Below are 10,853 nucleotides of genomic sequence, written 5' to 3'. Positions count from 1 at the left end.
ACACGCGCGCGGGCGATTTGTTGTTGAAGGTCTGGAAAGTCGAAGTCGTGGATGGTGTCTCGGGCAACCCCGGTGAGCTGCTTCCCGATTTCATCGTCGCCACCAGCCAGGGCGGTGTGCGCATCCAGGAACTCCAACCGGCCAACAGCAAACGCATGCCCCTCGATGCTTTCCTGCGAGGCCATGCGGTCAAAGTGGGTTCAATATTGGGTTGAGGCCCCTGGCCGGAACTTTCTCGGATCACGCTCTGAATAATCTGTCGGGAACATCGTCCAATTCGACAGAGAGGAGCGTTATATGAAAATAACGTGGACGATTTTGGCGGGTGTGGCGGTGGTGCTATCGGGATTTGCTTTTCAACAGGCTTCGGCGGAGTACGCGTACTCGGCAGGGGTCGATGTTCGGGAGACTGGCGATTTTCGGGCACCGCTCGCTGCGTATGGGAATTGGGTACAGACCGATTCATACGGCTGGTGTTGGTACCCCGCTTACGTGGACGATTCCTGGCGACCGTACACGAACGGGTCGTGGTTGTGGACGGATGGTGGTTGGTACTGGGCGAGTGACGAACCGTGGGCGTGGGCGACGTATCATTACGGGCGCTGGGTATACGACGCGTACTACGGCTGGCTGTGGACACCGGGCACGCAATGGGCGCCCGCCTGGGTTTCGTGGCGTGAGGGCGGTGACTATATCGGTTGGGCGCCGTTGCCGCCGGGTTGTGATTTCGGCCCGCAAGGCACGACGATCTACGCGGATCAAGTGATCTACGCGCCGAATACGTTTGTCTTCATCGATCGCCGCCACTTTTGCGAGCCGATCCGCCCGTCCGTTGTCGTTGTGAACCAGACGATCGTGAACAAGACGGTTAACATTACGAGGATTCAGCGGATCAATCAGGTCGTGATCAACCAAGGCCCGCGTGTCGATAATCTCCAGCGGGTCACGAAGCGGGCCGTGCCCTTTGTTCAAATCCACGATCTACGTGCCGACGTTCCGTCGGTCCCCCATCGGGGAAACATTCCCACACTGCGTAATCGCCCGCGCGAGGACCGCGTCGTCTATGTTCCGCCACAAAGTCCCGGCCGTGATCTCAACCGCGATGTTCCGGCGGTCCGCGGACCGGACCGCTCACGCGACGACCGTTCGCCGGTCTCCCAGCCCCTGGCGAACAACGGTCGTTCTGACAATGGCCGGGTGGACAAGCATCACGGACGCGACATCGCTGACGACTCGTTGGGCAACGGACGGCGCAACTAGGCGGCTTGCGCATCTGGCATTGGCCGCTACAATGGCGGCCAATGCAGACCACTTCGGATCGCGCCGCGTCTCCATGGCTTCGTCCTGAATTCGCGCGACTGCTCGCAATCCTTTGGGTGGTCGGGCTGGCGCTGGTTTACCTCGTTCGTTACGGCGCGTGGATCCTGCCCTGGCAGGCGGCGAACCTGTTTGGCGCGGCGCTGCCAGCGCTTCGTGTTGGCCCGCATTTTCAGGAATTCTGGATCGCGAGGGCGTACGATTTCGCCTGCGTCATCGGGATTGCGGTTGCGGCGCTGGGTTTGGGCGCTACGGTGACGGACCGGCTCGTGGCGAAGCGCGATGTTCTTGGGGCGCTGCTTGCCCTGGCGGTGGGTCTCTGGCTGCTGGCCGTACTCGTACTCGTGGCGGGATCCGTGTCCATCGCGAATATCCCGCTTGTATCTCTCACATTGCTCTGTTGGTTTTTGCCTGCGCCACGGAAGTTCGTCCGCGATTTCCAGGTTTCAACGGACCGGACCGACCGCTGGGCGAAGCTGATGGTCGCGTGCGTCGTGCTGGCCGCGGTGCTCAATCTCGCGGGTGCGTTGGCGCCACCATTTGAATACGACGAACTCGAATATCATCTCGGCGCGCTGGCGGATTATCAGCACGCAGGCCGTATCGTGTTCCTACCCCACAACTTCTACTCGAACCTGCCACAACTGACGGAGATGTTGTACCTGTTGGCGACGACCATGACCTCGGATATCGCGGCGAAAATACTGCACTGGTTGTTTGGCCTGCTCGGCGCGGTGGCGGTGTTTGGCGTGGCCCGGCGGTTATGGTCGCGGGCCGTGGGGTTGACGGCGGCGGCCCTGTTCTATTGTACACCGTTCGTTCAGGACCTTGGTCAGACCGCGCGGATTGATCTGGCGACCGCGTTTTTCGCGACGCTGGCGTTCGGCGCGCTGGTGATTGGAAGCGAGGAAGAAAACCGCAACCTTGTTTGGTTGTCGGCGCTCTGCGCCGGTGCGGCGGTGGCGACAAAATGGACGGCGATCCCGATCGTGCTGCTGCCATTGGCTATATTATTGGTATTCCGTCGGGAGTTTCGTTTGCTACCGGCCTTCGGCCTTCTGGCCATGGCTGTGGTTGCGCCGTGGCTGGTGAAGAATTGGCTGCTGGCCGGCGACCCGGTCTACCCGCTATTCCATCAATGGTTCTCGAACTCCCATTGGACCGCGTCGCAAGCCGCGGTTTTTTCGGAGAAACATTATCCGACATTCGGATGGGGAACCATCGGACAGTTTTTCTCGCTACTGTGGAATTATTCATTCGTTGAGACGGGCGCGGTGCCCTTGTTGCTGATGACAACTCCGCTGGTCCTGTTGGTCACGCGATTCGAACCAGCCGCAAAGCGGGCAGGGTGGTTGGTGGCGGGCGCATACGCGAGCTGGTTTTGCTTCACCTTTCGGCCCTGGCGGTTCTTGTTCCCAACCTTTGGCATGGCGGCAGTGACGGGCGCATTCGCCATGGACAAACTCGGTCGCGAGGCGCCCGCGCGATTCGCCGTGCGCCTTGCCGTCGGAACCGTCGTGCTGGCAAGTCTGGCGACGCTGGCACTTAATGATCTGGCGGACACAGAAAACCCGGAGCACCTGCCGCCGCAGATGAGTTTTCTGCAGTACGCACTCGGACAAGTCACGCGGGATGAATTCATCGCGCGGATGGGGAAGGGTGTGCTTGAGCCAATCGTTTGGATGAACGAAAACCTGCCTGTTGGCGCCAAAGTGCTCTATGTGGGAGAAAGTCGCGTGTATTATGCGAAACATCCCGTCCTGTGGAGTACGGCGTTTGACCAGCATCCGCTGACCGCGATGAGTAATGGGGCGAAAACGGAGGAGGAATTAGCGGCGGCGCTGCGCACCAGGGGTATTACGCATGTGTACATAAATTTTGCCGAATTGGATCGGCTGCGACGCGGCTACAATTACATGGTGGACGCGAATTGGAATCTAATCCGGTATACCCTGCAACACCAGGCGACCGAAGTTCACCGGACGGGACGCAGGGTTGTGTACGAACTGGCGAAAAAGTAATCGATGAAGATTTGTCATGTCATAACCCGGTTGATCGTCGGCGGGGCGCAGGAGAACACCGTGTCCACTTGTATTGGCTTACGGAAGCTGGGCCACGACGTGGACCTGGTGATTGGGCCACAAACGGGGCCGGAAGGTTCGCTCCACGATCAAGCGAAAGGGGAGGGTGTACCGATCATCGTTGCGGAGGAGCTGCGGCGCGCACTGAATCCGTTTCACGACCTGGGCGCCTGTACCGCGCTACGGAGGCTGTTCGTCGGGAAACGGTACGACGTGGTTCATACACACAGCGGGAAGGCCGGATTCATCGGGCGCATCGCCGCGAAACTGGCCCGGGTGCCGATCATTGTGCACACGATTCACGGGCCGTCCTTCTACGAATACCAACATCCCATTGGCAATTGGGTTTTCCGTTGGGCGGAACAGGTGGTGGGTGGATACACGACGCAATTCGTCTCCGTTGCGGACGCCATGACCGAGCAGTACCTCGCCGCGGGTATTGGCAGGTCCAATCAGTATGTGACCATCCATAGCGGCATGAACATCGATGCGTTTTTGAGCGCGCGACGCGATGATTCGCTGCGCCAAGCGCTGGGGATTTCCTCCGGTGACTTTGTAGTTGGCAAGATTGCGCGCTTGTTCCGGCTGAAAGGACATGAGTTTCTGTTCGAGGCGGCGCCACGCATTGTGGCCGCCGTGCCGAACGTCAAATTCCTGTTGGTGGGTGATGGAGTCTACCGCGAACGGTTTGAGCGACGGGTGACAGAGATGAACCTGCGCGGTCATTTTGCCTTTGCGGGTCTCATCCCGCCGAGCGAGGTTCCGCGGTACGTGGCGTCGATGGACCTGCTGGTGCACTTGTCGTTGCGGGAGGGCTTGCCGCGGGCGTTACCCCAGGCGCTTGCTTGCGGAAAGCCGGTGGTGGCTTTCGACGTAGATGGCGCGCGCGAGGTGTGTATTGACGGAGAGACCGGTTTGCTCGTGCGGGCGGGGGACGTGAACGGGTTGGCCACCGCCGTGATTCGGTTGTTGCAGGACAAGGAATTGGCAAATAGAATGGGCGGGCGGGGCAGAAATCTGGTCAAGGAGCGTTTTTCGGAGGAGCGGATGGTGAGACAACTCGACGAGTTGTACCGGCGACTGTGGACGGCGCGGCACTGACATGCACTGGCTGCTGGTTTATTTCTATGTGTTTGATGTCAGCTTCGGGCTGGCTTTGCTTCTTACACCCCTTTTCAAGCGACTTTCCATCCAGTGGAATTACATCGACCAGCCGGACCGCGAGCGGAAGATTCATACCGAAGCGATGCCGTTGTTGGGTGGGGCGGCGGTCTTCTGCGCGTTTGCAGCCAATGTGGTCTTTAACTACTTGTTCCTTCTTCCACTGGCGAGCCGGGTGGACCTGCCATTCGTCGAGATGCCCGATGTAAAGATGTATTTGGACGGCGCGTTCTCGGTCTGGCCGAAGTTGCTGGTGATCGTGCTCGGAGGCGGATTGATGGTGGCGCTCGGGATGTACGACGACAAATACGAGATCAAGGCGCGGACGAAATTGATCGCGCAAATCGTCATTGCGCTATTGGTGGCACTGGCGGGGATCCGGGCCACGGTTTTCATTCACAACACGTTCGTGAGTTATGTGTTAACGGTGTTGTGGATCGTGACCATCACCAACGCGATGAACTTTCTCGATAACATGGACGGGCTGTGCGCGGGCATCGGGCTGGTCTGCGCGGCACTCTTTGGGCTTATTGCGGGGATTCAGCACCAGTATTTCGTCTGTCTCATCGCGCTGGCGCTCGCAGGCGCATTGCTGGGTTTCCTGCCGCATAACTTCAAGCCCGCGACGATTTTTCTCGGGGACGCGGGTAGTCACTTCGTGGGCTATATGCTGGCGGTCCTGCCGATTTGCGTCACGTTCTATCACCACGGGACAACGCCTACACTCTTGCCAGTGTTGATTCCGCTGTTGGTGCTGGCAGTGCCGTTATTTGATCTCGTCATGGTGACGTGGATTCGGTTGCGCGGTGGTCAGCCAATCTATCAAGGCGACGTGAACCACATTTCCCATCGGCTGGTGCGGCTCGGCCTGCCGCAAAGTTGGGCGGTAACGCTGATCTATCTGATCACGCTGACCCTTGGCCTCGGGGCGACCATCCTGCTGTGGTCGGAAATGACCGCCGCGCTGATCGTGATCGTCCAGGCCATCTGCATTCTCGCCGTCGTGACCTTACTGGAGCGGCTCGGCGGGAAGTGAGACGGTTGACTCGGTTGCGTCAAACTGCGAATATCTCGCGCCGATGAAATTTTACGTCACCACAGCTATTGATTATATCAATGCGCGCCCGCACATCGGGCACGCGTTGGAAAAGATCGGGGCGGATGTGGCTGCGCGCTACCATCGGCTGTCCGGTGACGATGTATTTTTCCTCACCGGTACGGACGAGCACAGCCTCAATGTGCAGCGGCAAGCGGAAAAGGAAGGTCTCTCTCCGCGTGAGTATTGTGAGCGAATGATTCCTGCCTTCACCGAAGCGTGGGCGAAACTGGGCATTTCGTACGACGGTTTCCTGCGCACGACCGATCCGCAGCACGAAGCGGCTGTGCAACTGCTGTTCGAGCGACTCGTCAAGACGGGGTATTTGTACGAAGGCGACTATGAGGGAATGTACTGCCCCAGTTGCGAAAATTACTATACCGAGAAGGATGCACCGGATGGACAATGTCCCATCCACAAGCGCTCGCTCGAGCGAGTGAAGGAGAGGAATCTCTTCTTCAAACTCAGCGCTTTTCAAGAGCAATTGCAGAAGTTGATCGAGACGGCCGAGTTCCGGATCGAGCCGGTGATTCGCCGAAACGAGATTCTCGGCCTTATCCGGGAAGGCTTACAGGATGTCAGTTTTACCCGTAGCAACGTTCGATGGGGTGTGCCCAGCCCGGTCAACCCGAAACAGACCATTTGGATATGGCCGGACGCGCTTACGAATTACGTCAGTGCCATCGGTTACGGTAGCGATGAAGCGAAATTTCAGCATTGGTGGCCGGCGGATGTACACATCATCGGCAAGGACATTACGCGTTTTCATTGCACGATTTGGCCGGCGATGCTGTTGGCCCTGGGGCTGCCATTGCCCAAGATGGTGTTTGCGCATGGTTTCGTTACCATTGACGGTGAGAAAATCAGCAAGACGCTTGGTAATATGATCGAGCCGTCGCAGGCCCTGGAGAGGTACAGCGCGGACGTGTTGCGATATTATTTCATGCGTGAAGTCCCGTTCAATGGAGACGGCGATTTTTCATGGGCGCGGGTGGAGCAACGGTATAACGCTGACCTGGCGAACGATCTTGGTAATCTCGTGAATCGCACATTGTCGATGATCCAGCGTTATCGCGACGGTGTTGTGCCGACGGCGGCAGATGCAGATTTAAAAGCCGATGGCGAGAAAGCGACGGCGGCGTATCGCGCGGCAATGGCAGAGTTGAACTTCAGCACGGCACTAGAGCACGTATGGGGCTTTGTCACGCGGGCCAATCGCTATGTTGAAGAGACGAAGCCGTGGGCCTTGGCAAAGGATCCAGCGCAAGCAACTCGGTTGGATTCCGTGCTCTACAACCTGGCAGAATCGACGCGCCTGATTTCCCTTCTGGTAACGCCGTTTATGCCGACGATCGCGCACCAAATACGGGTGCAGTTGGGCGCGACGGAAAAACTCCAGGTGCTTTCAGAAGAGATTGTATGGGGGCGCCTTGCGCCGGGGACGAAGATCGGGCAGATTGCGCCGTTGTTCCCGAAACGCACATGATCCGGTTGCCTGAGTCGTCCCGCTTTCACGTCATCGATGAGCCGAAAGTGTTGCCTCGTTTCGGGCATCTCGGGTCCCGGCCAATCTACGTCTATCTTCCCGAACTTGCAGAGCACGATCATCGTCGGCGCTTCCCTGTGCTCTATTGTCACGATGGCCAGAACATCTGGGACGATCCGCATTGTTGCTTCGGTCACGGCGGCTGGTGCCTCAACCTGATCGCCGATGAGTTGACACGAGAAGGAAAAATGGAACCGACCATCCTGGTCGGCATACCCAACACGCACGCGCGCTTCCGCGAATACACACCGGGAAAAACCTACGACGATATTCTCGCGCACCCTTATGCGAATTACGTTGTCGATGTCGTGAAGCGCTGCGTCGATCGAAAATTCCCGACTAAGAAGGACCGCAAACACACCGCGCTGCTGGGTTCCTCCCTGGGCGGGTTGGTCTCGTTGTGGATGGTGCACAAGCTTTCCGAGACATTCCGCCAGGCCGCGTGTCTCTCCGGCGCGTTTCAGGTCCGGGATCGACAAAGCAAATCGTTCGTCGAGTTCATCAAGGAACGCGAGCATCAGGACCTGCGCATCTATCTCGACTGCGGCACGGTGCGCGACGGCGCGCCGCAATCGCGCAAAGTGCATCAGGCGTATCTCGCACGCGGCTGGCGCGAAGGCGGCGATCTCTGCTACTTCGAGGACAAGGGTGGTGAACACAACGAGCGCTGCTGGCGCGATCGTGTGTGGCGCGCGCTCGTTTTCCTCTTCGGAAACGCGACCGACGCGAAGTGAAAAAACGTTCGGATCCTCCGCACGCGCGGCACGAATCTTGTAATCGCGGATTGTGTGCGTGGTAAAAGTTGCTCAATCCTCATTGTTGTTCTACATCCCCCGGCGCCTGAGAATTACGACTCTCCACGCGTATGCATGCCGAATCGCGCCTGCGTAAACTCGTTCGTTTTCGTGATCGAAGATTTTTCCACATATTTTTCGGAAAGGTGTTGACACGTTAGGGGTAGTTGTGTCAAACAGTGGGGCGTTGTGGGGATGGTGATTTTCAAGGAGGAATCACGATCCAAATGGTCAAGGCACTGACAAGGACGGTGTTCGTTGGCACGTTTCGGCACTCGGTTGACGAAAAAAAGCGTGTAGCGATCCCGGCAAAATGGCGAGCCGCCGCGAAAGGCTCGCAGGAGTTTTACGTGTTGCCCGACCCAAAGAATTGTCTGGTGGTGTTGCCGGCATCGGCGATGGAGAAGATGCTGGAGCGCGCCGACGACATTTCGATTGGGGAGTACGAGCGACGCGATGTTCTCCGTCTGATCGCCTCCCGCGCGCATGGTTCGCCCTGTGACACGCAAGGGCGCATCGCCTTGACAGAAGAGCTGAAAGAGCACGCTGCCGTGGATAAAGAAGCCGTGCTGGTGGGAATGCTGACACGGTTTGAGATTTGGTCGCCCGCCCGTTGGGCTGAGGTTGACCGTAATGCGATGCAGAAATTTTCGGAAGCCGCCAAGCAGGTGGGATTGTGAGATTGAAATGAGCCGAGAGAACGCCATGGGATTCTTGAGTTTGAACCGCAGCCTGACGAGCCTGGGCAGCGAAATGCGGCAGTTCCGACTACCGCGGATGAATCCATTTCCGAAATTGGATGGACGAATTATCCACTCGCCAGGCGTCAATGGAGTAACGCGGTCTGCTTCACGCCCCGTAGCGCGAGGCGCGGTCATCATCGAGGGCGGTTGCGGCTGTTTGCCGGAGATGGCCACCGATGTGATCGATACTTCCGCGAGCTACACCGTGGAGAACGTGAAACGCGAACGTTCCGGCAATAACCCGTGGTCGCGTGTTGGATTTGGACATTTGGTCGGACGAATGTTGGGTAGTCATCGTGCTGCGCGCTTGTGAGCGGGGAACTCGCAGGGCCGTCGCGGTCACGTGAGGCGATGACGGCGGGAGTGAAGGCTCCCGTGAGTGGGGCAGGGAGGTGTGTCAGAGGAGGCTTGGATCGGCGTACGTAAGTCGTCGATTTCCTGCCGATCAGAGCTTCCATATGACCTATCACACCCCTGTTCTAATCAAGGAGGTTGTAAACCAGTTGCAGCCGCGCCGCGGCGGATTGTACGTGGATTGTACGGTCGGCGGTGGCGGGCATACGCGGGAGATTTTGCGCGCGTGCGGGCCCGACGGACAAATGATCGGGCTGGACTGGGACGAGGATGCCATCGCGGCAAGCCGCGAGCGGTTGGGTGAATTTGGGGCGCGCGTTCAGTTGGTGCGCGCCAACTATGTGGAGTTGGAGAAAGTGTTGATGAGTTTGAGAGTGACAGCGGTGGATGGGGTCGTGTTCGACCTCGGAGTGAGTTCCCGTCAGTTTGACGAGCCCACGAGGGGCTTCAGCTTTCAGCGGGAAGGCCCGCTCGATATGCGCATGAGCCGCCAACCCCGGGAATCCCATGGTGAGTGCGGAACCACCGCCCAGGACATCCTCCGCACCGCTGGTCTCGATGAACTCGCCAGGATCTTCCGCGTGTATGGCGAAGAGAAACGCGCCCGCGCGATTGCCCGTAAAATCGTTTCCGAGCGCGAGCACACGCCCTTGGTAACCACCACACAACTCGCCCGATTGGTGGAGCGCGTTCTCGGGCCCAAGCATGGTGGAATTCATCCGGCGACGCGTGTTTTCCAAGCGTTGCGCATCGCGGTAAACGACGAACTCGGCAACCTCAAGAGAGGTTTGGAGGCGGCCACGCAATTCCTGAAATCAGGCGGGCGTATCGCCGTCATTTCCTTCCATTCATTGGAAGACCGGATTGTGAAACAGTTTTTCGTGGAGAAAAGCACGGGCTGCATCTGCCCGACCGATTTACCGGCATGCGCTTGCGGCCGGAAGGAAGTATTGCGGATCGTGACGCGGAAACCCGTCGTTGCCGGCGAAGCAGAAGTGCGCACCAACCCGCGGGCCCGCAGCGCGAAGTTGCGGGTGGCGGAGAAAGTTTAGAGTTTGAAAAATGTTCGAGGGGGTGGGGAACCCCCCAGGGGGCCGGTTCAAGGAGGCCGACCCCCTGGACAAATTTAAGTGATGAAGCGCAACCGTAAACGTGAGTCGTTGAGGTTCGGCACCGTGACAAAATCACTGGTTGTGTGCACGTGTGTCGCTATTAGCGGTTTGGGTTACGTCTGGCAGAAGAACGCGATCTATCGCCTGGGCGATGAGATCAAAAAGCGCGAGACGGCTTTGTCCTCGGCCCACAAACGCAACCTGATGTTGGCCGCGCAAATGGCGCATTTGGAGTCACCGGCTCAACTGGAGGCAGAGTGCCAGCAGTACAACCTGAGCCTCGTCGCACCGAAGGAGAGCCAGGTCGTGCGGCTGTATGAACCGGGGCAGGAGTGGGACATGCAAATGGCGAACGCACCGCTGCCGGCCCAACTCCCACTACAAGCGCGCGGCTCGCAACCAAAAACTTTGGCGAAGCGATGATTCTGGCTCCACAAAAGGGCAGGGCGTTGATTGTGGTCGGCGCATTGGCGTCGGTCTTCATGGCGCTTGGATTCCGTCTCTTTGATTTGCACGTACTACAGCACAAGGAGCTCAGTGCGTTGGCCCAGGCTAACCGCGAGCAGGTTGTCCATCAGCAAGGTCGCCGTGGTGCGATCCTGGATGCGAACGGCAATCTGCTCGCCAATAGTTTGTCCGTACGCATCGT

At 58.4% G+C, this 10,853-nt stretch carries 12 protein-coding genes; all 12 read left to right on the top strand.

Annotated elements, in window-relative coordinates:
- Positions 1 to 215 (top strand): methionyl-tRNA formyltransferase (locus tag VNL17_14825; GenBank protein HXI85353.1); only part of this gene is annotated, 215 nt, incomplete at its 5' end.
- Positions 216 to 297: 82 nt separating this feature from the next.
- The gene (locus VNL17_14820; GenBank protein ID HXI85352.1) at positions 298 to 1,260 is read left to right on the top strand and encodes a DUF6600 domain-containing protein; all 963 of its coding nucleotides are present in this window, start codon (positions 298 to 300) and stop codon (positions 1,258 to 1,260) included.
- A gap of 41 nt (positions 1,261 to 1,301) precedes the next feature.
- A complete protein-coding gene (locus VNL17_14815) occupies positions 1,302 to 3,338 on the top strand; it encodes a glycosyltransferase family 39 protein (GenBank protein HXI85351.1) in 2,037 nt (678 codons plus the stop codon).
- A 3-nt stretch (positions 3,339 to 3,341) separates the two neighbouring features.
- Positions 3,342 to 4,499 (top strand): glycosyltransferase family 4 protein, encoded by a 1,158-nt coding sequence (locus VNL17_14810; GenBank protein ID HXI85350.1) that lies wholly within the window; start codon positions 3,342 to 3,344, stop codon positions 4,497 to 4,499.
- Position 4,500: 1 nt separating this feature from the next.
- Positions 4,501 to 5,595, top strand: coding sequence for an MraY family glycosyltransferase (locus VNL17_14805; GenBank protein HXI85349.1), 1,095 nt, complete (start codon positions 4,501 to 4,503; stop codon positions 5,593 to 5,595).
- Positions 5,596 to 5,638: 43 nt separating this feature from the next.
- On the top strand, positions 5,639 to 7,141 hold the full coding sequence (metG, locus tag VNL17_14800) for a methionine--tRNA ligase (protein ID HXI85348.1): 1,503 nt from the start codon (positions 5,639 to 5,641) through the stop codon (positions 7,139 to 7,141).
- A complete protein-coding gene (locus VNL17_14795) occupies positions 7,138 to 7,935 on the top strand; it encodes an alpha/beta hydrolase-fold protein (protein ID HXI85347.1) in 798 nt (265 codons plus the stop codon). Before metG ends, VNL17_14795 begins: the two co-directional genes overlap by 4 nt.
- Before the next feature lie 287 nt (positions 7,936 to 8,222).
- Positions 8,223 to 8,675: a hypothetical protein gene (locus VNL17_14790; GenBank protein HXI85346.1), complete on the top strand. Its 453-nt coding sequence runs from the start codon at positions 8,223 to 8,225 to the stop codon at positions 8,673 to 8,675.
- A 7-nt stretch (positions 8,676 to 8,682) separates the two neighbouring features.
- Complete coding sequence (locus tag VNL17_14785) at positions 8,683 to 9,051, top strand: hypothetical protein (GenBank protein ID HXI85345.1); 369 nt, start codon at positions 8,683 to 8,685, stop codon at positions 9,049 to 9,051.
- Positions 9,052 to 9,196: 145 nt separating this feature from the next.
- Complete coding sequence (rsmH, locus tag VNL17_14780; protein HXI85344.1) at positions 9,197 to 10,144, top strand: 16S rRNA (cytosine(1402)-N(4))-methyltransferase RsmH; 948 nt, start codon at positions 9,197 to 9,199, stop codon at positions 10,142 to 10,144.
- Between the two features lie 123 nt (positions 10,145 to 10,267).
- A complete protein-coding gene (locus tag VNL17_14775; protein HXI85343.1) occupies positions 10,268 to 10,627 on the top strand; it encodes a hypothetical protein in 360 nt (119 codons plus the stop codon).
- A partial coding sequence (locus tag VNL17_14770) for a hypothetical protein (protein ID HXI85342.1) occupies positions 10,624 to 10,853 on the top strand: 230 nt, incomplete at its 3' end. The genes VNL17_14775 and VNL17_14770, both read left to right, overlap by 4 nt.

It is taken from the genome of Verrucomicrobiia bacterium, from assembly GCA_035577545.1.
GTDB lineage: Bacteria > Verrucomicrobiota > Verrucomicrobiia > Palsa-1439 > Palsa-1439 > Palsa-1439.
Note: the sequence above shows the minus strand (reverse complement) of the source record. Positions and strands in the feature narration are given on the sequence as shown.